Source organism: Pseudomonas sp. FP2309 (genome assembly GCF_030687575.1).
Taxonomy (GTDB): Bacteria; Pseudomonadota; Gammaproteobacteria; order Pseudomonadales; family Pseudomonadaceae; genus Aquipseudomonas.
On sequence record NZ_CP117439.1, the window covers coordinates 1,911,105 to 1,934,354 of the forward strand.

A 23,250-nucleotide genomic window follows, 5' to 3' on the forward strand; every position below is an offset into this window, starting at 1 on the left:
GGCACGTCCCTCCCACAGGCGCCGCGTGTCACATCAGGGGGTTATTTATCGCGAATCGAGAAGTTCGACATATGCTCCAGGCCCTTGATCAGCGCCGAGTGGTCCCAGTTACCACCGCCAATGGCAGTGCAGGTGCTGAACACTTGCTGGGTGCCCGCGGTGTTCGGCAGGTTGATCCCCAGCTCCTTGGCGCCGGCCAGGGCCAGGTTGAGGTCTTTCTGGTGCAGGTTGATGCGAAAGCCCGGATCGAAGGTGCCCTTGATCATGCGTTCGCCATGCACTTCCAGAATCTTCGACGAAGCAAAACCACCCATCAGCGCTTCACGCACCTTGGCCGGGTCGGCGCCGTTCTTGGCGGCGAACAGCAGGGCTTCGGCCACCGCCTGGATGTTCAGCGCGACGATGATCTGGTTGGCGACCTTGGCGGTCTGGCCATCGCCATTACCGCCGACCAGGGTGATGTTCTTGCCCATGCTCTGGAACAGCGGCAGGGCGCGCTCGAAGGTCTGCGCTTCGCCACCGACCATGATGCTCAAGGTGCCGGCCTTGGCGCCGACTTCACCGCCGGACACCGGTGCATCGAGGTAGTGCGCGCCGCGCTCGTTGATCTTGGCTGCAAACGCTTTGGTGGCGGTGGGGGAGATCGAGCTCATGTCGATCACCACCTTGTTCGGCGACAGGCCGGCGGCCACCCCGTCGGTGCGAAACAGCACGTCGTCGACCTGCGGGGTGTCGGGCACCATGACGATGATGAACTCGGCTTCCTGGGCCACCTGCTGCGGGCTGGCCAGGGCCACGGCGCCGGCGCTGATCAATTCAGCCGGGGCCTTGCCGTGATGTTCGGAGAGGAACAGTTGGTGACCTGCTTTCTGCAGGTTCGCGGCCATGGGTTGGCCCATGATGCCGGTGCCGATAAAGCCGATTTTAGCCATGATGAAAATCCTCTTTTTATTCTCTGTGAGCGCTGGGCTTGCTGCGGTGGGCGGGCTTGTCGCACCGCCTGCGCAGGGCTGCGGGGCAGCACCATCAGGTCGGCGGTGAACCCGTCGGGGGACAAGCCCCTCACCACGGCAAGCCGCTTCCCACCGGGTGGTTTTGTGTGGTGTTTGTCAGATGGCGTTGTGGGTCTTGAGCCATCCAAGTCCGGCCTCGGTAGTGGTCAACGGCTTGTACTCGCAGCCGACCCAACCCGCATAGCCGATACGGTCCAGATGCTTGAACAGGAAGCGGTAGTTGATCTCACCGGTGCCTGGCTCATTGCGCCCCGGGTTGTCCGCCAGTTGGATGTGGTTGATCTCACCCAGGTGCGCGGCCATGGTGCGGGCCAGGTCGCCCTCCATGATTTGCATGTGATAGATGTCGTATTGCAGGAACAGGTTGTCACTGCCCACTTGCTCGCGAATCGACAGGGCTTGTGCGGTGTTGTTCAGGTAAAAGCCCGGAATGTCGCGGGTGTTGATCGCTTCCATCACCAGCTTGATGCCCACCGCTTGCAGCTTGTCGGCGGCGTATTTGAGGTTGGCGACAAAGGTCTTTTCCAGGGTGGCGTCGTCCACCCCGGCCGGTCGAATCCCCGCCAGGCAGTTGATCTGGGTGTTGCCCAGTACCTGGGCGTAGGCGATGGCCAGCTTGACCCCGGCGCGGAACTCCTCGACCCGATCCGGGTGACACGCCAGACCGCGCTCGCCCTTGGCCCAGTCCCCGGCCGGCAGGTTGAACAGCACCTGAGTCAGACCGTTGGCATCCAGTTGTGCCTTGATTTCGGCGGAGCTGAATTCGTAGGGGAACAGGTACTCGACCCCTTGGAAACCCGCATCGGCGGCCGCTTTGAAGCGGGCAAGGAAGTCCTGTTCGGTAAACAGCATGGACAGGTTGGCGGCAAAGCGCGGCATAGGGTTCTCCTTAATCGAGCAGGGAAATGGCGGTCGGCGCATCGTTGCCGACCAGGGCCAGATCTTCGAATTCGTTGACGGCGTTGATCTCGGTGCCCATGGAAATATTGGTCACGCGCTCCAGAATAATCTCAACGATCACCGGCACCTTGAATTCTTCGATCATGGCCTGGGCTTTGCGCAACGCCGGCTGGATCTGGCCTGGCTCGAACACGCGCAGGGCCTTGCAACCCAGGCCTTCGGCGACGGCAACATGGTCAACGCCATACCCGTTGAGTTCCGGGGCATTGAGGTTGTCGAAAGACAGCTGCACGCAGTAGTCCATTTCGAAACCGCGCTGGGCCTGGCGGATCAGGCCCAGGTAGGAGTTGTTCACCACCACGTGGATGTAGGGCAGCTTGAACTGCGCGCCCACGGCCAGTTCTTCGATCATGAACTGGAAGTCATAGTCGCCGGACAGCGCCACCACTTTGCGGCTCGGGTCGGCCTTGACCACGCCGAGCGCGGCGGGGATGGTCCAACCCAAGGGGCCCGCCTGGCCGCAGTTGATCCAGTGACGCGGCTTATACACGTGCAGGAATTGCGCGCCGGCAATCTGCGACAGGCCGATGGTGCTCACGTAGCAGGTGTCTTTGCCGAACACCTGGTTCATCTCTTCGTACACACGCTGGGGTTTGACCGGGACGTTGTCGAAGTGCGTCTTGCGGTGCAGGGTGGCTTTACGCTGCTGGCAGTCGTGCAGCCAGGCGCTGCGATCCTTGAGCCTGCCGGCGGCTTTCCACTCGCGGGCCACTTCAATGAACATCGTCAGCGCGGCCCCGGCATCGGACACGATACCCAGGTCCGGGGTGAACACGCGGCCGATCTGCGTGGGTTCGATGTCGACGTGAATGAAGGTACGCCCCTCGGTGTAGACCTCCACCGAACCGGTGTGGCGGTTGGCCCAACGGTTGCCGATCCCCAGCACCACGTCCGACTTGAGCAGCGTCGCGTTGCCATAACGGTGGGAGGTTTGCAGGCCGACCATGCCCACCATCAGCGGGTGATCGTCGGGGATGGTGCCCCAGCCCATCAGGGTCGGAATCACGGGGATACCGGTCAGTTCAGCGAATTCAACCAGCAGTTCGCTGGCGTCGGCGTTGATCACGCCGCCGCCGCTGACCAGCAGCGGGCGCTCGGCGGCGTCAAGCAGGGCCAGGGCTTTTTCCACCTGGATGCGGGTTGCCAGCGGTTTGGCCAGGGGCAGTGGCTGGTAGGCGTCGATGTCGAATTCGATCTCGGCCATCTGCACGTCGAACGGCAAGTCGATCAGTACCGGGCCGGGGCGGCCGGAGCGCATTTCATAAAAGGCTTTCTGGAAGGCGTAGGGCACCTGGCCGGGTTCGAGCACGGTGGTCGCCCACTTGGTCACCGGCTTGACGATGCTGGTGATGTCCACGGCCTGGAAGTCTTCCTTGTGCATGCGCGCACGGGGGGCTTGCCCGGTGATGCACAGGATGGGGATCGAGTCGGCCGACGCGCTGTACAGGCCGGTGACCATGTCGGTGCCCGCCGGACCCGAGGTGCCGATGCACACGCCGATGTTGCCGGCCTTGGTGCGGGTGTAACCCTCGGCCATGTGCGAGGCGCCTTCAACGTGGCGAGCAAGGACGTGATCGATGCCACCCACCTTCTGCAAGGCCGAGTACAGCGGGTTGATCGCGGCGCCTGGGATGCCGAAGGCGGTGTCCACGCCTTCACGGCGCATAACCAGGACGGCGGCTTCGATTGCTCTCATTTTGCTCATGTTTTTGGTGCCTCTTGCGTTTTGTAATTGTATACAAGTGGTGTCATGGCAAAGTGTATTCACGCCGAGCGTCGCAGGTCAATGGATTTTATTCTTGGGCCTTGACGTTCGTCGGAGGGCATTTTTGCCAGGCTTTTTGGACGTATTGAGCATTTGTGCGAAAATATTGTATACAAAATATAGTTTCATTGTGTTCTATTTGTTTGATCGGGCATCTGATCAGACAGACCTCCATCGCATTCCCAATAACAAAAGAAGGACGGCACCATGAGCGCGTTAACCTTGAAACTCGCCACCCAACTGGCCAACCAGGCCCTCGCCGCAGGGCGCACCATGGCTGCCGCGCCGCTGACCATCGCGGTGCTGGACGGCGGCGGTCACTTGATCGCCCTGCAACGGGAAGACGGCGCCAGCCTGCTGCGCCCGCAAATCGCCATCGGCAAGGCCTGGGGTGCGATTGCGTTGGGTAAAGGCTCACGTTTGCTGGCGCTGGACGCCCATCAGCGCCCGGCATTTATCGCCGCGTTGAACAGCCTGGGGCAGGGCAGCGTGGTGCCCGCACCGGGTGGCGTGTTGATCCGCAATCAGGACGGCGTGGTGTTGGGGGCGATCGGAATCAGCGGCGATACCTCGGACATTGACGAGCAGTGCGCGATTACGGCGATCGAGGGGGTGGGGTTGTTGGCGGATGCCGGGGTGTCGGCTTGAGCATTGGGTGACGGTGAGGGCGGCATCGGCGGCAAGCGCCCGCCCACCGTGTTGACCGCGCCGACTATCAGTCCGGCGCACACCCCTTTAACACCAAGCGAATGATCGTCTGCGCGGCCGCTTCGTAATCCGCTTCGTCCAGCTTGGCCTTGCCGGTCACGGCCGAAATCTGCCAGTCGAAATCGGCGTATGTCTGGGTCGCGGCCCAGATGCTGAACATCAGGTGATTGGGGTCGATCGTTGCGATCAGGCCGCGGTCCACCCAGCTCTGGATGCATTGGATATTGTGCTTGGCCTGGACGTTGAGCTGTTCGATCTGATCGGCGCTCAGGTGCGGGGCGCCGTGCATGATTTCGCTGGCGAAGACCTTGGAGGCGAACGGCAGGTCACGGGAGATGCGGATTTTCGAGCGGATGTAGTTGCTCAGCACTTCATTGGGCTCGCCCTCGGGGTTGAAGGGCGTGGACGCGGCCAGGATCGGCTCGATGATGCTTTCGAGCACCTCGCGGTAGAGGTTGTCCTTGGACTTGAAGTAGTAGTAAACGTTGGGCTTGGGCAGCCCGGCCTTGGCGGCAATGTCGCTGGTTTTGGTCGCGGCGAAGCCCTTGTCGGCAAACTCCTCGCTGGCCGCCCGCAGGATTTTTTCTTTGTTGCGCTCGCGAATGCTGCTCATAAACCAGGAACTTCCTTGCCAAGACCGGCGGTTGCGCATGGTAGCACCGGCTATCCGCGAGCCTCAACAATGTGCCCGCAAAGCTTTGCGCCGCGTTATGCTCGCGCCATCTTTCTTTATACGGATGCCCGATTCATGGCAGGAAGCAGCTTGTTGGTGTTGATTGACGATATCGCCGCAGTACTCGATGACGTCGCCCTGATGACAAAAGTGGCCGCGAAGAAAACGTCCGGCGTGCTGGGCGATGACCTGGCGCTTAATGCCCAGCAGGTGTCAGGCGTACGCGCCGATCGGGAAATCCCTGTGGTGTGGGCGGTGGCCAAGGGCTCGTTCGTCAATAAACTGATTCTGGTGCCGACGGCCCTGTTGATCAGCGCATTTGCCCCTTGGGCGGTAACGCCGCTGTTGATGCTCGGCGGCGCCTACCTGTGTTTCGAAGGTTTCGAAAAGCTCGCGCATAAATTTCTCCACAGCAAGTCCGAAGACCAGGCCGAACATGCGCACTTGGTCGAAGCGGTGGCCGACCCAGCGGTCGATCTGGTGGCCTTCGAAAAGGACAAGATCAAAGGCGCGATCCGCACCGATTTCATCCTCTCGGCCGAAATCATCGCCATCACCCTCGGTATTGTGGCCGATGCGCCCCTGATGCAGCAGGTGATCGTGCTGTCGGGGATCGCCATCGTGATGACGGCCGGCGTTTACGGGCTGGTGGCCGGCATCGTCAAGCTCGATGACCTGGGCCTGTGGCTCACGCAGAAGCCCGGCCAGGTGGCGCGCAGCATCGGCGGCGGCATCCTGCGCGCGGCGCCGTACATGATGAAGAGCCTGTCGGTGATCGGCACGGCGGCGATGTTCATGGTCGGCGGCGGCATCCTCACCCACGGCGTGCCGGTGGTGCATCACTGGATCGAGACGGTGAGCCAGAGTGCGGGTGCGGTGGCGTGGTTGATGCCGACGGTGCTCAATGCTGTGGCGGGGATCATTGCCGGAGCGGTGGTGCTGGCGGTGGTCAGTGGCCTCGGCAAGGTTTGGAAGACCCTCAGGGCTTAAATGGCAGGTATAAAAAAGGCCATTCATTCGAATGGCCTTTTTTGTGCGCGTTGTTTACTCGGCAATCTGCAATTTGCGCGATTCGGTGTAGATATACCGCACCTTTTCATACTCGAACGGCGAGTTCATCTGGCCGTAGCGGAAGCTGGTCTGGTAGCGCTTGTCCACCGCGCGCAGGGCCCAGATTTCCGGGTGGTTGGAGCTGACTTCGGAGACGTTCAGGAAGTTGATCTGGGATTCGGCGGTGTAGTCCACCAGCAGGCCGCCGGTGTCGCGCAGGTTTGATGGGCCGAAGATCGGCAGCACCAGGTACGCGCCGCCGGGTACGCCATAGAAGCCCAGGGTCTGGCCGAAGTCTTCGCTCTGGCGTGGCAGGCCCATGGCGGTGGCCGGGTCCCACAGGCCGGCGATGCCGACGGTGGTGTTGAGCAGCAGGCGCCCGGTGGTTTCCAGTGAACGGTGGCCCTTGAGTTGCAGCAGGCTGTTCAACAGGTTGGGCACATCGCCCAGGTTGTTGAAGAAGTTGCTCACGCCGGTCCGCAGGAAACTTGGCGTAACGTAGGTGTAGCCGTTGACCACGGGCAGGAACACCCATTGGTCGAAGCGGTAGTTGAAGTGGTACACACGACGGTTCCACGCTTCCAGCGGGTCATACACGTTAAGCGCGGTGAGTGTCGAACGCTCGAATTCACGCTGGTCCAGGCCTGGGTTGAACTTGAGCTTGGTCAGCGGCTCCTTGAAGCCATCGGCGCCGACCGTGACCGGTTCGTGAGCCTTGCTGTTGTCGGCATTGGCGACGCCTGCGCACATCAGCGCGGCGAGCAGCAAAAGATATTTAGCCACGGAAGAACTCCAGCATGGCGTCGGCGTTGACGCGGTAATTAAGGTTGCCGCAGTGGCCGCCCAGCGGGTAGACGGTCAGGCGATCGCCGAAGGTTTTACGCAAAAAGCCGAGATCGCCCGGGCCCAGGATCACGTCGTCGGCGTTGTGCATGACGGCGATTTTCGGGCTGGCGTGCAGGTAGTCCTTGAGGGCGTACAGGCTGACCTGATCGACCAGCTGCAGCAGGCTGCCACCGTCGGAGCGCGCGCGCCACATCGGGATCACTTGCTCGGTGAGGTAGCAGTCGAAGTCGCATTGCAGCGCACGCTTGAGGAACGGCGTGAGGCTGGTGCCTTCGGTGATCGGATACTTGGGCGGAATGATCAGGCCGCGGCGGTTGATCAAGTCCGAGGTAAAGGCGATGTCGGCTGCCGAGAAGCGGAACGAGGTGCCGATCAGCATGGCCATCTGTTCGTTGGTCAGGTGCTGCTTGGATTGCTGGAAGTCGTAGAGCAGGGCGTCATTGAGGTCGATGTAGCCCTTTTGCTGGAAGTAGCGGGTCAGCTTGTTCAGCACCAGTTCATAGAAGGTGGTGGTGTTGTTGATGCCCTTGACCTCGGTTTGGACCAGTTTGTCGAGGTTGCTGATCGAGGTGTAGAGGTTGACCGGCGGGTTGAGCAGCAGCACTTTCTTGAAGTTGAAGCTGCGACGGGTCTCGTCCAGTTTGCTGACGAAGGCCGCATCCAGCGCACCCAGGCTGTAGCCGGTGAGGTAGAAGTCGGTCACCGGCAGCGAAGCGTTCTGCGCGCGCACCGCTTGCATCACGCGGTACATGTCTTCGGCGTCTTCCTGGCTGATGCCGGGGGTGGCGAAGCGCGATGCGGAGGCGATGAAGTCAAAGCTGGTGGGCGACGACAGTTGCACCACGTGGTAGCCGGCCTGGTAGTACAGTTTTTTCAGGTATTCGTTGATGCTGCTGTCAAACCGCGCACCGGTGCCCGCGATCAGAAAGATCAGCGGCGCGGCGCGATCCTGCTTGGCGATGCGGTAGGTGAGCTTTTTCACCGCCCAGAAGTTGTCCGGCAGGCTGAACTCGCGCTCGGGGCGCATGTTGAGGGTGTAGTCGGACTGGTTGATCTCGTCGTCGGTTGGCAATTTTGGCCGAAGGTCAGGCGGGGTGGTCGCGATGGTCGCTTCGAACGGGTTGGTCAAAGGGTAGCCATAGCTGGCTTGGTCGATGTCGACCGCCAGTGCTGACGCACTCAAAAAAAGGCTGCCCAGTAAGGCAGCACAGCGCAAGGAACGGAGCATGACTTAATCCCTAAGAGGAAACGTGCTTGATGAAGTTCGCAGGCTATGACCACCGCGTAACGTCCGAAGTGCCAGTACACGGCACGAAAAGTCGGAAAATAACGTCGGAATCGGGGTAATAGTAGCCAGACGATACACTTTGCCACGCATCTATGAACACTAATTGTGTGTATGTCCCTTGCTAACGGCCGTCGGAGCATTAAGCTGGGCGCCGTTTTTGCCTATCGGAGTACCTCCATGTCCCGTCGTTTGCCGCTGATTTTGCTGCTTATTGCCTTGCCGTTATGGCTCGCCGCCAGTTATGGCGCGCGCTACGGCTTTATGGAGGATGGCCGCTGGGTGGGCATTTGCGTGGACGAGGCCAGCCGCTGGGAATGCCAACTGCGTGGGAACCTTGGGTTGATGATTCACTTCAAGGTGCTGGGCTGGGCGGCGTTGATCACCGCGGTGCTCGGGTTTTTCGTGCCGGGGCGGGCGGGATGGGGGCTGGCGGTGTTGGCGATGGTCTTTGGTTTGCCCGCGCTGGCGTTGTACAACACCACGTTTGCGGTGTTTGCGGTGGTGATTGCGGGGTTACGGTTGGTGCGCAAGCCCCCCGCCACATGAGAACGCGTTGCCAATGTGGGAGGGGGCTTGCGCTGATGGGGTCTTAAGCCTTGTGCATCCGCAAGCACCGCCACAAGGCTGCGACCATCAACACACTGACCAGCGCCCAAGCCCAAGCCTGCTGGTTCAACAACCCTTCGCGATACAGCTGCGGCGCAATGCCGGCGCCAATGATGAAGGTCAGCAGCGCGATCTCCCGTCGCGGCCCGCTCACAGGGCGAAGCAGATATACCAAGCCTGGCAGCACCAGCGCCGCACTTGGGAAGCTGCGATATCGTGGGTCGAACACCAACGCCAGCATCATCACCGCACCGGCAAAACCGGCGATCGCCACCAGCCAACCCGCACGTTGCTCCAGCCAGTTGAAGGCCCGCTCGCGCCAACCTTCCCGGGCGCTCAATGCCAACGCGGCATGAGCCAGCACCAGCAGATTCAACGCCACCAGCACGCCAGCCCACGCCCATTCGTCATTAAAGCGGGCGGTGACGCGGGTGAGTTCCGCCCAGGTACCGATGGAACAGGCGGCGACGGCACCGAGCAGGGGTAGCGCAATAGCGTTGCGCGCACTGCGCACGCGCCCCCCCAGCGTCAACGTAGCCAACACAATGATGCCCCCGACGCCCAGCCACAGCGGCCAGTACGGCACGTTGGTCACCGGCCCGGCGAGGATGCCCTTATCCTGGCGATCGGCATCGAACAGCCCCCAGTAACCGCCGACCGCGCCTTCACTGGCGCGTTTCCATGGCTGGTCGAAGGCTTCGATCAGGTTGTAGTGCCAGCCATTGGCCTCGGCCATGGCCACGAAGCCGCGCATGAACTTGGCTTCGTTGACCCGGCTCGGCACCGCGGTTTCCCGCTGACGGCCTTCGCTCGGCCAGCCGGTCTCTCCGATCAGCACATCCTTGGGCGCGAATTTGTTACCGAAGGTCTGGCGCACATCGCCCACATGCTTGAGGGCCTGGTCGATGCCGGACGGGTCATCCTCCCAGTACGGCAGCAGGTGAATGGTCAGGAAATCCACCGCCGGGGCGATTTCGGGGTGTTGCAGCCAGAACTCCCACACATCGGCATAGGTCACCGGCTGCTTGATCTGGCTTTTGACTTTTTGGATCAGCCGCACCAATTGCGAGGCGGTGACTTCTTTGCGCAGCAGGGCCTCGTTGCCGACGATCACCGAAGTGACCACATCGGGGTTGGCGTTGGCCGAAGTGATCAGCAGGTCGACCTCTTTTTCCGTTGCGACCGGGTCGCTGCTGACCCAGGCACCGATCATCAATTTCAACCCGTGCTTGCGCGCCAGCGCCGGCAGGGCTTCCAGGCCGGTCATGGAGTACGTGCGAATGCATTCAAAGCGGGTGGCCAGCAGGGCCAGGTCAGCGTCCATGCGTGCGGGGCGCAGGGTGAACGGTTGGTCGAAGGGGGATTGGTCCTTGTCGAACGGGGTGTAGGAGGCACATTGCAGCTTGTGGCTGGCGCTGGCGACGTCCGGCAGCACCACCGGCCGGCCGAGGCCATACCAGTAGCCGACAAGGGCCAGCAGGCCGAGGATCAGGGCGAAGAAATAGGGCAGGGCAGGGAAGCGGGCATTCGCGGGCATGGTCGGCTTATCTGGGGAGCAAAGGCGCGCATCTTACCCGGATTTGCCCCTTGCCAGTGGGGCTGCATGATTTTGACATGCAAAGTTCGGGCGGAATTTTGACGCCATGTTCGCAGAAATGCGCTGCTGGCGATGTGATGTCGTTTCTTGCTTGTATAAGGTCGCTGCCAGAGCAGGACGTTGGCCTCGTGAGGTTGATGATCGAAGTGTCAGCATTCCACTGATGTCGCAGCCACCGGATCGATGCGCGTGAGGGGGCGCGGTGCACCACAGAACAACAGGTTGACGTCGCTCGACATTCGTCGGGCGCAGCACTTTCGGGGAAGTACGATGAAGATGCGACGACTCTTGGGCGCAGCTGCCACTCTGGTAGTTGCGATGAGCTCCACACTGGCCAGTGCCGACAGCAAAACCCTGAGCATCGGCTACGTGGATGGCTGGTCGGACAGCGTTGCCACCACTCACGTGGCGGCGGAAGTGATCAAGCAAAAGCTCGGTTATGACGTGAAACTGCAAGCGGTCGCCACCGGGATCATGTGGCAGGGCGTGGCCACCGGCAAGCTCGATGCCATGCTCTCGGCCTGGCTGCCCGTGACCCACGGCGAGTACTGGACCAAGAACAAGGACAAGGTGGTCGACTACGGCCCCAACTTCAAGGATGCCAAGATCGGCTTGATCGTGCCGGAGTACGTCAAGGCCAAGTCCATCGAAGACCTCAAAACCGACACCACCTTCAAGAATAAAATCGTCGGCATCGACGCCGGTTCAGGCGTGATGCTCAAGACCGACGAAGCCATCAAGCAGTACGGCCTCGATTACAAGCTGCAAGCCAGTTCGGGCGCCGCAATGATCGCCGAGCTGACCCGCGCAGAAGACAAGCAGGAATCCATCGCCGTCACCGGTTGGGTGCCGCACTGGATGTTCGCCAAGTGGAAACTGCGTTTCCTGGAAGACCCAAAAGGGATTTACGGCGCTGCTGAAACCGTCAACAGCATCGGCAGCAAGGGCCTGGAGAAGAAAGCGCCGGAAGTCGCGGCCTTCCTGAAGAAGTTCCAGTGGGCCTCCAAGGACGAAATCGGCGAAGTCATGCTCGCTATCCAGGAGGGCGCCAAGCCTGACGCGGCGGCCAAGGACTGGGTTGCCAAGCACCCTGAGCGTGTTGCTGAGTGGACCGCTAAATAACGTACAGCGCTCTAAACAGCACCTTACAAGCCCGTCTGGCGTTCGCGCCAGGCGGGTTTTGTCGTTTCAGGGCAAGGGGCCGTCAATTTAATCAGTTCAATGTTGGCGGCAACCGTCATGTGGTTCTACTACTAAGGTCGTCTGGAACCAGTTCCGCAGCCGCATACAGTGGCTATGTTCCAATAATAAAAAAGCTGTGCTGCGAGGATAAAAACAATGAACGACAGCATTTACCTCTCGATTCAAAACAGCCCGCGTTTCAAGGAGCTGGTGAGAAAAAGGGAACGATTCGCCTGGATTCTCTCGGCAATCATGCTAGGGCTTTACTCCGCTTTCATCCTGTTGATCGCCTACGGGCCACAAGTACTGGGGGCCAAGATCAGCCCCGGTTCGTCGATTACCTGGGGCATTCCCTTGGGCGTCGGGTTGATTGTGTCCGCTTTTATTCTGACCGGCATTTACGTGCGTCGGGCCAATGGCGAGTTTGACGATTTGAACAATGCGATTCTCAAGGAGGCTGCGCAATGATCCGTCGTCTACTGGCAGTATTCGGCGCTTCGCTTTTTGCTCCTGCCGTTTGGGCGGCGGACGCATTGACCGGTGAAGTGCATAAGCAACCGCTGAACATCTCGGCCATCCTGATGTTTATCGCATTCGTCGGTGCCACCCTGTGCATCACTTACTGGGCTTCCAAGCGTAACAAGTCGGCGGCCGATTACTACGCGGCCGGCGGCAAGATCACCGGTTTCCAGAACGGTCTGGCCATTGCCGGTGACTACATGTCGGCGGCGTCCTTCCTGGGGATTTCCGCGCTGGTGTACACCTCTGGCTATGATGGTCTGATCTACTCGATCGGCTTTCTGGTGGGCTGGCCGATCATTCTGTTCCTGATCGCTGAGCGCCTGCGTAACCTGGGTAAATACACCTTTGCCGACGTGGCGTCCTACCGCCTCGGGCAAACCCAGATCCGCAGCCTGTCGGCCTGTGGCTCCCTGGTGGTGGTGGCGTTCTACCTGATCGCGCAGATGGTCGGCGCCGGTAAGCTGATCCAACTGCTGTTCGGTCTGGACTACCACGTAGCGGTGATCCTGGTCGGCATCTTGATGTGCATGTACGTGTTGTTCGGCGGCATGCTGGCGACCACCTGGGTGCAGATCATCAAGGCGGTGCTGCTGTTGTCCGGCGCGTCGTTCATGGCCCTGATGGTCATGAAACACGTCAACTTCGACTTCAACATGCTGTTCTCCGAGGCGATCAAGGTTCACCCTAAAGGTGAAGCGATCATGAGCCCCGGCGGCCTGGTGAAAGACCCCGTCTCCGCGTTCTCCCTGGGCCTGGCACTGATGTTCGGTACCGCGGGCCTGCCGCACATCCTGATGCGCTTCTTCACTGTAAGCGACGCCAAGGAAGCGCGTAAGAGCGTGCTGTATGCAACTGGCTTCATCGGCTACTTCTATATCCTGACCTTTATCATCGGCTTCGGCGCGATCCTGCTGGTCAGCACCAATCCGGCCTTCAAGGATGCTGCAGGCGCTTTGCTGGGCGGTAACAACATGGCAGCGGTGCACCTGGCCAACGCGGTGGGTGGCAGTATCTTCCTGGGCTTCATCTCGGCCGTGGCGTTTGCCACCATCCTGGCGGTGGTTGCCGGTTTGACCCTGGCTGGCGCGTCGGCGGTGTCCCATGACCTCTATGCCAGTGTGATCAAGAAAGGCAAGGCCAACGATAAGGACGAGATTCGCGTGTCGAAGATCACCACCATCGCCTTGGCAGTACTGGCGATTGGTCTTGGCATCCTGTTCGAGAGCCAGAACATCGCGTTCATGGTGGGCCTGGCGTTCTCCATTGCCGCCAGCTGTAACTTCCCGGTGTTGCTGCTTTCCATGTACTGGAAAAACCTCACCACCCGTGGCGCCATGATCGGCGGCTGGCTGGGTCTGATCAGTGCCGTGGGCTTGATGGTGCTGGGCCCGACCATCTGGGTGTCGATCCTGCACCACGAAAAAGCCATCTTCCCGTACGAGTACCCGGCGCTGTTCTCGATGATCATTGCATTCGTCGGCATCTGGTTCTTCTCCATCACCGACAAGTCGGCGGCGGCAGAGAAAGAGCGTGCGCTGTACTTCCCGCAGTTTGTGCGTTCGCAGACTGGCCTGGGGGCGAGTGGGGCGGTGAGTCATTGATTGAGGCAGTTGCAAGCGACTGGCTACAAGCTGCAAGTTAGAAGTGGTGTTGTGTAGAGAGATATCCCTGTAGAGATGCAGGGATATTTTTTTGCTTGCGGCTTGTGGCTTGGCGCTTTCAGTTCACTAAAACGCAGCCCAAAAAAACGGCCTCATCAAGAGGCCGTTTTATTTGGCTGCGTTTTAGTGCCGATCTTCCAGCTTGGTAATGTCACGCGACTCGTAGCCAGTGTACAGCTGGCGCGGGCGGCCAATCTTGTACGGGCTGGAGAGCATTTCTTTCCAGTGGGAGATCCAGCCCACGGTCCGCGCCAGGGCGAAGATCACGGTGAACATGCTGGTTGGAATGCCGATCGCCTTGAGGATGATCCCCGAGTAGAAGTCGACGTTCGGGTACAGCGAGCGTTCGATGAAGTACGGGTCGGTCAGGGCGATCTCTTCCAGGCGCATGGCCAGTTCGAGTTGCGGATCGTTTTTGATGCCCAGTTCCTTCAACACTTCGTCGCAGGTCTGTTTCATGACGGTGGCGCGTGGGTCGCGGTTCTTGTAGACCCGGTGACCGAAGCCCATCAACTTGAACGGATCGTTCTTGTCCTTGGCCTTGGCGATGAAGGTGTCGATGTTCGAGACATCGCCGATTTCATCGAGCATGGTCAATACGGCTTCGTTCGCACCGCCGTGGGCAGGGCCCCACAGTGCAGCGATGCCGGCGGCGATACAGGCGAACGGGTTGGCACCCGAAGAGCCTGCCAGGCGCACGGTGGAGGTCGAGGCGTTCTGTTCGTGGTCGGCGTGGAGGATGAAGATCCGGTCCATGGCCTTGGCGAGCACCGGGCTGATCGGTTTGATCTCACACGGGGTGTTGAACATCATGTGCAGGAAGTTTTCCGCGTACGTCAAGTCGTTGCGCGGGTACATCATGGGCTGGCCCATCGAGTACTTGTAAACCATTGCGGCCAGGGTCGGCATCTTGGCAACCAGGCGGATCGCGGAAATTTCGCGATGCTGCGGGTTATTGATGTCGAGGGAGTCGTGATAGAAGGCCGACAGGGCGCCGACCACGCCGCACATGACGGCCATCGGGTGGGCGTCGCGACGGAAGCCGTTGAAGAACGTCTTCAACTGCTCGTGAACCATAGTGTGGTTCTTCACAGTGCTGACGAACTGGGCTTTTTGCTCGGCTGTTGGCAGTTCGCCATTTAGCAGCAGGTAGCAGGTTTCCAGATAGTCCGACTTTTCAGCCAGTTGCTCGATCGGGTAGCCCCGATGCAGCAGGATGCCATTGTCGCCGTCGATATAGGTGATCTTCGACTCGCAAGAGGCGGTCGACATGAAGCCTGGGTCGAAAGTGAAACGGCCCGTGGCCGTCAGGCCCCGTACGTCGATAACATCGGGACCAACGGTGCCGGTTAAAATGGGCAGCTCGACGGGGGCTGCGCCCTCGATGATCAACTGCGCTTTTTTGTCAGCCATGTGGCCTCCTATTTATGCTTCAAATCATCAGACAGACCCCCCACGCAGGGCCCGCACCACTATAGTGAGATAAATTCAGATGTCAATTTGCCTAAAGTCTTGCCCCAGAAGGCTTTAACCGTACTTTTTCCTCGAAATTGCCTGCCATTTACGCCTTTTATCCCGCCAGCGCAATCCGCTATTAGGGTGAGGTGCGCGCGTTGTCATTAGTAACCTAACTGTCTATACTCGGCCACCGACCGCCAAGGGCTTTTGGGCTTGCTTTCATTGGGGGTCGCACTCCCTGGGTGGTGCTTACCTGACCAGTCGCACTCCCCAACAACTTTGCCCTGATTGTTAGGGGCTCTTCAGTGTGAAAAAAAGCCGTGAATAGCCAACGACCTGTAAACCTAGACCTAAGGACCATCAAACTCCCCATCACCGGCGTTACGTCGTTCCTGCACCGTGTTTCCGGCATCATCCTGTTCCTGGGCTTGGGCATCATGCTTTATGCATTGAGCAAATCCCTGGGTTCCGAGGAAGGTTACGCCGAGGTGAAGGCATGCTTGACCAGTCCGCTGGCCAAGTTCGTAGCATGGGGTCTCTTGTCCGCTCTGCTGTATCACCTGGTAGCCGGCGTGCGCCACTTGATCATGGACATGGGCATTGGCGAGACGCTGGAAGGCGGCCGCCTGGGCTCGAAAATCATCATCGCCATTTCCGTGGTGCTGATCGTTCTGGCAGGAGTTTGGATATGGTAACCAGCGTAACGAATCTGTCGCGTTCGGGCCTCTATGACTGGATGGCACAGCGTGTGTCTGCGGTCGTTCTCGCGGCTTATTTCATTTTCCTGATCGGATACCTCGTGGCCAATCCGGGCATCGGCTATGAGCAATGGCATGCCCTGTTTTCCCACAATGCCATGCGCATCTTCAGTCTGCTGGCCCTTGTAGCCCTGGGCGCTCACGCCTGGGTCGGCATGTGGACCATCGCGACCGACTACCTCACGCCAATGGCGCTGGGCAAGTCCGCGACCGCAGTGCGTTTTCTCTTCCAGGCAGTATGCGGCGTCGCGATGTTCGCTTACTTCGTCTGGGGTGTGCAGATTCTTTGGGGTATCTGATCCATGGCTAACATTCCAACTATTTCCTTCGACGCCATTATTATTGGTGGCGGCGGTGCCGGCATGCGCGCTGCGCTGCAACTGGCCCAGGGCGGTCACAAGACTGCCGTGATCACCAAGGTGTTCCCGACGCGTTCCCACACCGTGTCGGCCCAGGGTGGCATCACCTGCGCCATCGCGTCCGCCGACCCGAACGATGACTGGCGCTGGCACATGTACGATACCGTCAAGGGTTCCGACTACATCGGTGACCAGGACGCTATCGAATACATGTGTCAGGAAGGCCCGGCGGCGGTGTTCGAGCTGGACCACATGGGTCTGCCGTTCTCCCGTACCGAACAAGGTCGTATCTACCAGCGTCCATTTGGCGGTCAGTCCAAGGATTACGGCAAAGGTGGCCAGGCTGCCCGTACCTGCGCTGCGTCCGACCGTACCGGTCACGCGCTGCTGCACACCCTTTATCAGGGCAACCTGAAAGCCGGTACCACGTTTCTGAACGAGTACTACGCGGTGGACCTGGTGAAGAACGCTGACGGCGCATTCGTCGGTGTGATTGCCATCTGCATCGAAACCGGTGAAACCACCTACATCCGCGCCAAGGCTACCGTGCTGGCGACGGGCGGTGCAGGCCGTATCTACGCATCGACCACCAATGCCCTGATCAACACCGGTGACGGCGTCGGCATGGCACTGCGTGCCGGCGTACCGGTGCAAGACATCGAAATGTGGCAGTTCCACCCAACCGGCATCGCCGGCGCCGGTGTACTGGTGACCGAAGGTTGCCGTGGTGAAGGTGGTTACCTGATCAACAAGCACGGCGAGCGTTTCATGGAACGTTATGCGCCGAACGCCAAAGACTTGGCCGGTCGCGACGTTGTTGCCCGTTCCATGGTTAAAGAGATTATCGCCGGCAACGGCTGTGGCCCGAACGGTGACCACGTGATGCTCAAGCTCGATCACTTGGGCGAGGAAGTGCTGCACAGCCGCCTGCCAGGTATCTGTGAACTGTCCAAGACCTTTGCTCACGTTGACCCGGTACTGGCTCCGGTTCCGGTTGTTCCGACCTGCCACTATATGATGGGCGGCGTGCCGACCAACATTCATGGCCAGGCGATCACCCAGAATGCCGAAGGCGTGGACGAGATCATCCATGGCCTGTTCGCGGTAGGCGAAGTGGCTTGCGTATCGGTACACGGCGCGAACCGCCTGGGCGGCAACTCGCTGCTCGACCTGGTGGTATTCGGTCGTGCGGCCGGCCTGCACCTGGAAAAGGCGCTGACCGACGGCATCGAATACGACGACGCTACCGACGCCAACATTGAAGCTGCCCTGGCGCGTCTGAACGCTCTGAACGAGCGAACCGATGGCGAAGACGTGGCTACTCTGCGTCGCGAGCTGCAAAGCTGCATGCAGAACTACTTTGGTGTGTTCCGTACCGGTGAGTACATGCAGAAGGGCATCGCCCAACTGGCTGACCTGCGCACGCGCATCGCCAACGTCAAGATCAACGATAAGAGCCAGGCGTTCAACACCGCTCGTATCGAAGCCCTTGAACTGCAAAACCTGCTGGAAGTGGCTGAAGCGACTGCGATCGCTGCCGAGGTTCGTAAAGAATCCCGTGGTGCCCACGCCCGTGAAGACTTTGAAGATCGCGATGACGAAAACTGGTTGTGCCACACCCTGTACTTCCCGGGTGACAAGCGCGTAACCAAGCGTGCTGTGAACTTCTCGCCGAAGACGGTTCCGACGTTTGAACCGAAAATTCGGACTTACTAAGGGTGACTGCCATGTTGAAAGTCAGTGTTTATCGCTACAACCCTGATCAGGACGCTGCGCCGTTCATGCAGGAATTCCAGGTTGATACCGGCGGTAAAGACCTGATGGTGCTCGATGTATTGGCACTGATCAAAGAGCAGGACGAAGGTTTCTCCTATCGTCGCTCTTGCCGTGAAGGTGTGTGCGGTTCCGACGGCATGAACATCAACGGTAAAAACGGCCTGGCGTGCATCACGCCGCTGTCGGCCGTGGTTAAAGGCAACAAGCTGATCGTTCGTCCTCTGCCAGGTTTGCCGGTTATCCGTGACCTGGTCGTCGATATGAGCATCTTCTACAAGCAATACGAGAAAGTTAAGCCGTTCCTGCAGAACGACACGCCGGCTCCGGCCATCGAGCGTCTGCAGTCCCCGGAAGAGCGCGAGAAGCTCGACGGTCTGTACGAGTGCATCCTGTGCGCTTGCTGCTCGACCTCGTGCCCGTCCTTCTGGTGGAACCCGGACAAATTCCTGGGTCCAGCTGCACTGCTGCAAGCGTACCGCTTCCTGGCAGACAGCCGCGACACCAAGACGTCCGAGCGTCTGGCTTCGCTGGATGACCCGTTCAGCGTATTCCGCTGCCGCGGGATCATGAACTGCGTCAACGTTTGTCCCAAAGGCCTGAACCCGACTAAGGCCATTGGTCACATCCGTAACATGTTGCTGCAAAGCGGCGTGTAACTGACGTTGCAGTAAAAGCAGGACCGTTGTGCCCGTAAATGCTGCGGCGCAGGCTTCAACCGGCGCCGTAGTTTTAACTTGAGCAGCGACTTACAAAGCCGCGGCTCTTATTTTGAAGAAATGAGACAAGCAGGGGCATTCGGGTTGGTACCCGAACTATCAGCGTGATCCTAAGTGGCTTGTTTTGGTCGCTGCACTTGGCCTTTTGCAAGCAAACTCGGTGTTTTCGCCGGTGGTGTCCCCAAATCGAGGGTGACCAAGCATGCAAGAAAGCGTGATGCAGCGCATGTGGAACAGCGGCTATCTTTCAGGTGGTAACGCTGCCTATGTGGAAGAGCTTTATGAGCTCTACCTGCACGACCCTAACGCTGTGCCAGAAGAATGGCGCACCAAATTTCAGACGTTGTCTTCAGACGGCAACGCTGCCACCGATGTATCGCATGCAACAATTCGCGATCAGTTTGTGCTGCTGGCAAAGAACCAGCGCCGCGCCCAACCGGTTTCCGCCGGCAGCGTGAGCAGTGAGCACGAGAAGAAGCAAGTTGAAGTACTGCGACTGATCCAGGCTTACCGTATGCGTGGCCACCAGGCGGCCCAGCTTGACCCGCTGGGGCTCTGGAAGCGTCCTGCACCGGCTGACCTGTCGATCAATCATTACGGCTTGACCAATGCCGATCTTGATACGACCTTCCGTGCCGGCGACCTGTTCATCGGCAAAGAGGAAGCGAGCCTACGCGAAATTCACGAAGCGTTGCAGCAGACATATTGCCGCACCATCGGCGCTGAATTCACGCACATCACCGATTCCGAGCAACGCCACTGGTTCCAGCATCGTCTGGAAGGTGTGCGTGGCCGTCCGGTGCTGTCCGCCGACGTACGCAGCCATCTGCTTGAGCGCGTCACCGCAGCCGAGGGCCTGGAAAAATACCTGGGTACCAAATACCCGGGCACCAAGCGTTTCGGTTTGGAAGGCGGCGAAAGCCTGATCCCGATGCTCGACGAGCTGATCCAGCGTTCCGGTTCCTACGGCACCAAGGAAATCGTGATCGGCATGGCTCACCGTGGTCGCTTGAACGTGTTGGTCAACACCTTCGGCAAGAACCCGCGTGAGCTGTTCGACGAGTTCGAAGGCAAGAAGAAGGTCGAGCTGGGTTCCGGTGACGTTAAATATCACCAGGGCTTCTCGTCCAACGTCATGACCACAGGCGGTGAAGTTCACCTGGCCATGGCCTTCAACCCATCCCACCTGGAAATCGTTTCTCCAGTGGTCGAGGGTTCGGTCCGTGCTCGCCAGGATCGTCGTAATGACACCTCCGGTGAAAAAGTTCTGCCGATTTCCATCCACGGTGACGCCGCATTCGCCGGTCAAGGCGTGGTCCTGGAAACGTTCCAGATGTCGCAGACCCGCGGCTTCAAGACCGGCGGTACCGTTCACATCGTCATCAACAACCAGGTTGGCTTCACCATCAGCAACCCGCTGGATGCGCGCTCCACCGAGTACGCCACCGACGTTGCCAAGATGATCCAGGCGCCGATCCTCCATGTGAATGGCGATGATCCGGAAGCTGTGTTGTTCGTGACCCAACTGGCTGTCGACTACCGCATGCAGTTCAAGCGTGACGTGGTGATCGACCTGGTTTGCTACCGCCGTCGCGGTCACAACGAAGCTGACGAACCAAGTGGCACCCAGCCGTTGATGTACCAGCAGATCACCAAGCAGCGCACCACCCGTGAGCTGTATGCCGAGAGCCTGACCAAGGCCGGTATCCTGGATGACGCGCGTGTTCAGGCGAAAATCGATGAATACCGCAACGCGCTGGACAATGGCCTGCACGTAGTAAAAAGCCTGGTCAAAGAGCCGAACAAAGAGCTGTTCGTGGACTGGCGCCCGTACCTGGGTCATACCTGGACCGCGCGTCACGACACCTCGTTCGACCTCAAGACCCTGCAGGAACTGTCCGCCAAGCTGCTGGAAATTCCGGAAGGCTTCGTGGTACAGCGCCAGGTTGCGAAGATCTACGAAGACCGTCAGAAGATGCAAGCCGGTGGCCTGCCGATCAACTGGGGTTACGCCGAAACCATGGCGTACGCGACCCTGGCGTTCGAAGGTCACCCGATCCGCATGACCGGCCAGGACATCGGCCGTGGTACGTTCTCGCACCGTCATGCCGTGCTGCACAACCAGAAAGATGCGGGCACCTACATCCCGTTGCAGAACCTGTACGAAGGCCAGCCACGTTTCGATCTGTACGATTCGTTCCTGTCCGAAGAAGCCGTACTGGCGTTCGAATACGGTTATTCCACCACCACGCCTAACGCGCTGGTGATCTGGGAAGCCCAGTTCGGCGACTTCGCCAACGGTGCCCAAGTGGTTATCGACCAGTTCATCACCAGCGGCGAGCACAAGTGGGGCCGTCTGTGCGGTCTGACCATGTTGCTGCCACACGGTTATGAAGGTCAGGGTCCTGAGCACTCCTCGGCCCGTCTGGAGCGTTACCTGCAACTGTGCGCCGAGCACAATATCCAGGTGTGCGTGCCGACGACCCCGGCCCAGATCTACCACTTGCTGCGTCGCCAGGTGATCCGCCCGCTGCGCAAGCCGCTGGTAGTGCTGACCCCGAAATCGCTGTTGCGTCACAAATTGGCCATCTCGACCCTGGAAGATCTGGCCGAAGGTTCGTTCCAGACCGTTATTCCAGAAATCGACACACTGGACGCAGCCAAGGTCACTCGCCTGATCCTGTGCAGCGGCAAGGTCTACTACGATCTGCTGGAAAAACGCCGTGCCGAAGGCCGCGACGACATCGCCATCGTGCGTATCGAGCAGCTTTATCCGTTCCCGGAAGATGACCTCATGGAGATCATCGCGCCTTACACCAACCTCACTAACGTAGTGTGGTGTCAGGAAGAACCGATGAACCAGGGCGCGTGGTACAGCAGCCAGCATCACCTGCGTCGCAGCATCGGCAACCACAACAAGGCCCTGGGCCTGGAGTACGCCGGTCGTGATGCTTCTGCTGCACCTGCTTGTGGTTATGCGTCGATGCACGCCGAGCAGCAGGAAAAACTGCTGCAAGATGCTTTCACTGTTTAACGCCTTCGCGCTGACTGAAACCGAATTTTAAGGACCCACAGATAATGGCTATCGAAATCAAAGCCCCGTCATTCCCGGAATCGGTTGCCGATGGCACCGTTGCCACCTGGCACAAGAAACCAGGTGAGGCCGTCAAGCGTGACGACCTGATCGTCGACATCGAGACCGACAAAGTCGTTCTGGAAGTGTTGGCTGAAGCTGACGGCGTGCTGGGCGCAATCGTCGCCGAAGAAGGCGCTACCGTCCTGTCGAACCAGGTATTGGGTTCGATTGAAGAGGGCAGCGCTGCAGCAGCGCCTGCCGCGGCTGCACCTGCCGCCGCTTCGGCTCCAGCCGCTGCTCCGGCTGCGGGCGGCGAAGACCCAATCGCCGCACCGGCTGCTCGTCAGTTGGCTGAAGAAAACGGCATCAACCTGGCTTCCATCAAAGGCACTGGCAAAGACGGCCGCGTGACCAAGGAAGACGTGGTTGCCGCTGTTGAAGCCAAGAAAAACGCTCCTGCTGCAGCCCCTGCCAAGGCTGCCGCTCCAGCGGCCGCTGCGCCAGTGTTCGCCGCCGGCGACCGTACCGAGAAGCGCGTGCCGATGACCCGTGTACGTGCCACCGTGGCCAAGCGCCTGGTAGAAGCACAGTCGAACATGGCGATGCTGACCACGTTCAACGAAGTCGACATGACCGAAGTCATGGCGCTGCGTTCGAAGTACAAGGATCTGTTCGAGAAGTCCCATAACGGCGTGCGCCTGGGCTTCATGTCCTTCTTCGTCAAAGCCGCTACCGAAGCGCTGAAACGCTTCCCGGCAGTCAACGCTTCCATCGACGGCGGCGACATCGTTTACCATGGCTACGCCGACATCGGTGTTGCCGTGTCCAGCGACCGTGGCCTGGTGGTTCCGGTTCTGCGTAACGCCGAGCTGATGAGCCTGGCTGAAATCGAAGGCGGCATTGCCGGTTTCGGTAAGAAAGCCCGTGACGGCAAGCTGACTATCGACGAGATGACCGGTGGTACCTTCACCATCACTAACGGTGGTACCTTCGGTTCGATGATGTCGACCCCGATCGTCAACCCACCACAGGCCGCGATCCTGGGCATGCACAACATCATCCAGCGTCCGATGGCCATCAATGGCCAAGTCGTGATCCGCCCAATGATGTACCTGGCACTGTCTTACGATCACCGCCTGATCGACGGTAAAGAAGCCGTGACTTTCCTGGTAACCATCAAGAACCTGCTGGAAGACCCGGCTCGTCTCCTTCTGGATATCTAAAAAGCAGCTGCAA

At 59.6% G+C, this 23,250-nt stretch carries 20 protein-coding genes; 12 read left to right on the plus strand and 8 right to left on the minus strand.

What is annotated here, in order from left to right; translation table 11 throughout:
• Positions 1-41: 41 nt before the first annotated feature.
• The 3 genes from PSH59_RS08840 to gcl form a co-directional block, all read right to left on the minus strand.
• Positions 42-932 (minus strand): 2-hydroxy-3-oxopropionate reductase, encoded by an 891-nt coding sequence (locus PSH59_RS08840; RefSeq protein ID WP_305394830.1) that lies wholly within the window; start codon positions 930-932, stop codon positions 42-44.
• 177 nt (positions 933-1,109) lie between these two features.
• Positions 1,110-1,892 carry a hydroxypyruvate isomerase gene (gene hyi, locus PSH59_RS08845; protein ID WP_305394831.1) on the minus strand — a complete coding sequence of 261 codons (783 nt, stop codon included), beginning with the start codon at positions 1,890-1,892 and terminating at the stop codon, positions 1,110-1,112.
• Positions 1,893-1,902: 10 nt separating this feature from the next.
• Complete coding sequence (gene gcl, locus PSH59_RS08850) at positions 1,903-3,678, minus strand: glyoxylate carboligase (RefSeq protein ID WP_248076249.1); 1,776 nt, start codon at positions 3,676-3,678, stop codon at positions 1,903-1,905.
• A 267-nt stretch (positions 3,679-3,945) separates the two neighbouring features.
• On the opposite strand from gcl, the gene PSH59_RS08855 reads away from it, so the two are divergent.
• Entirely contained in the window at positions 3,946-4,386 is a 441-nt protein-coding gene (locus PSH59_RS08855) for a heme-binding protein (protein ID WP_248076247.1), read from the plus strand.
• 67 nt (positions 4,387-4,453) lie between these two features.
• Here the strand turns inward: PSH59_RS08855 and PSH59_RS08860 are convergent, their stop codons facing one another.
• Complete coding sequence (locus PSH59_RS08860) at positions 4,454-5,059, minus strand: TetR/AcrR family transcriptional regulator (RefSeq protein WP_305394832.1); 606 nt, start codon at positions 5,057-5,059, stop codon at positions 4,454-4,456.
• A gap of 135 nt (positions 5,060-5,194) precedes the next feature.
• Here PSH59_RS08860 and PSH59_RS08865 point away from each other — a divergent pair, with 135 nt between their 5' ends.
• Entirely contained in the window at positions 5,195-6,109 is a 915-nt protein-coding gene (locus tag PSH59_RS08865; protein ID WP_248076243.1) for a DUF808 domain-containing protein, read from the plus strand.
• Between the two features lie 54 nt (positions 6,110-6,163).
• Here the strand turns inward: PSH59_RS08865 and PSH59_RS08870 are convergent, their stop codons facing one another.
• Both PSH59_RS08870 and PSH59_RS08875 read right to left on the minus strand, forming a co-directional pair.
• Positions 6,164-6,952: a VacJ family lipoprotein gene (locus tag PSH59_RS08870; protein ID WP_248076240.1), complete on the minus strand. Its 789-nt coding sequence runs from the start codon at positions 6,950-6,952 to the stop codon at positions 6,164-6,166.
• Complete coding sequence (locus PSH59_RS08875) at positions 6,945-8,243, minus strand: serine/threonine protein kinase (protein ID WP_248076237.1); 1,299 nt, start codon at positions 8,241-8,243, stop codon at positions 6,945-6,947. The genes PSH59_RS08870 and PSH59_RS08875 overlap by 8 nt, the downstream gene beginning before the upstream one ends.
• Positions 8,244-8,480: 237 nt before the next feature.
• On the opposite strand from PSH59_RS08875, the gene PSH59_RS08880 reads away from it, so the two are divergent.
• On the plus strand, positions 8,481-8,849 hold the full coding sequence (locus PSH59_RS08880) for a hypothetical protein (RefSeq protein WP_248076234.1): 369 nt from the start codon (positions 8,481-8,483) through the stop codon (positions 8,847-8,849).
• 43 nt (positions 8,850-8,892) lie between these two features.
• Here PSH59_RS08880 and PSH59_RS08885 read toward each other — a convergent pair whose 3' ends face one another.
• Positions 8,893-10,446 (minus strand): glycosyl hydrolase family 17 protein, encoded by a 1,554-nt coding sequence (locus PSH59_RS08885; protein ID WP_248076232.1) that lies wholly within the window; start codon positions 10,444-10,446, stop codon positions 8,893-8,895.
• Between the two features lie 330 nt (positions 10,447-10,776).
• Between PSH59_RS08885 and PSH59_RS08890 the strand changes: the two genes are divergently transcribed.
• The 3 genes from PSH59_RS08890 (at position 10,777) to PSH59_RS08900 (ending at position 13,811) form a co-directional block, all read left to right on the plus strand.
• A complete protein-coding gene (locus PSH59_RS08890) occupies positions 10,777-11,628 on the plus strand; it encodes a glycine betaine ABC transporter substrate-binding protein (RefSeq protein WP_248076230.1) in 852 nt (283 codons plus the stop codon).
• A gap of 216 nt (positions 11,629-11,844) precedes the next feature.
• A complete protein-coding gene (locus PSH59_RS08895) occupies positions 11,845-12,156 on the plus strand; it encodes a DUF485 domain-containing protein (RefSeq protein WP_003190001.1) in 312 nt (103 codons plus the stop codon).
• Positions 12,153-13,811, plus strand: a complete 1,659-nt coding sequence (locus tag PSH59_RS08900) for a cation acetate symporter (protein WP_248076229.1) — start codon at positions 12,153-12,155, stop codon at positions 13,809-13,811. Before PSH59_RS08895 ends, PSH59_RS08900 begins: the two co-directional genes overlap by 4 nt.
• A 183-nt stretch (positions 13,812-13,994) precedes the next feature.
• On the opposite strand, the gene gltA is transcribed toward PSH59_RS08900, so the two are convergent.
• A complete protein-coding gene (gene gltA / locus PSH59_RS08905; protein ID WP_034137560.1) occupies positions 13,995-15,284 on the minus strand; it encodes a citrate synthase in 1,290 nt (429 codons plus the stop codon).
• Positions 15,285-15,649: 365 nt separating this feature from the next.
• Between gltA and sdhC the strand changes: the two genes are divergently transcribed.
• The 6 genes from sdhC (at position 15,650) to odhB (ending at position 23,237) form a co-directional block, all read left to right on the plus strand.
• Positions 15,650-16,024 (plus strand): succinate dehydrogenase, cytochrome b556 subunit, encoded by a 375-nt coding sequence (gene sdhC / locus PSH59_RS08910; RefSeq protein WP_003172804.1) that lies wholly within the window; start codon positions 15,650-15,652, stop codon positions 16,022-16,024.
• Complete coding sequence (gene sdhD / locus PSH59_RS08915; RefSeq protein WP_044273013.1) at positions 16,018-16,386, plus strand: succinate dehydrogenase, hydrophobic membrane anchor protein; 369 nt, start codon at positions 16,018-16,020, stop codon at positions 16,384-16,386. Before sdhC ends, sdhD begins: the two co-directional genes overlap by 7 nt.
• Positions 16,387-16,389: 3 nt before the next feature.
• Positions 16,390-18,162 (plus strand): succinate dehydrogenase flavoprotein subunit, encoded by a 1,773-nt coding sequence (gene sdhA, locus PSH59_RS08920; RefSeq protein WP_248076227.1) that lies wholly within the window; start codon positions 16,390-16,392, stop codon positions 18,160-18,162.
• An 11-nt stretch (positions 18,163-18,173) separates the two neighbouring features.
• A complete protein-coding gene (locus PSH59_RS08925; protein WP_003172807.1) occupies positions 18,174-18,878 on the plus strand; it encodes a succinate dehydrogenase iron-sulfur subunit in 705 nt (234 codons plus the stop codon).
• 262 nt (positions 18,879-19,140) lie between these two features.
• Positions 19,141-21,972 carry a 2-oxoglutarate dehydrogenase E1 component gene (locus tag PSH59_RS08930; RefSeq protein ID WP_248076225.1) on the plus strand — a complete coding sequence of 944 codons (2,832 nt, stop codon included), beginning with the start codon at positions 19,141-19,143 and terminating at the stop codon, positions 21,970-21,972.
• A gap of 44 nt (positions 21,973-22,016) precedes the next feature.
• Positions 22,017-23,237 carry a 2-oxoglutarate dehydrogenase complex dihydrolipoyllysine-residue succinyltransferase gene (gene odhB, locus PSH59_RS08935; protein ID WP_248076223.1) on the plus strand — a complete coding sequence of 407 codons (1,221 nt, stop codon included), beginning with the start codon at positions 22,017-22,019 and terminating at the stop codon, positions 23,235-23,237.
• Positions 23,238-23,250: the final 13 nt, after the last annotated feature.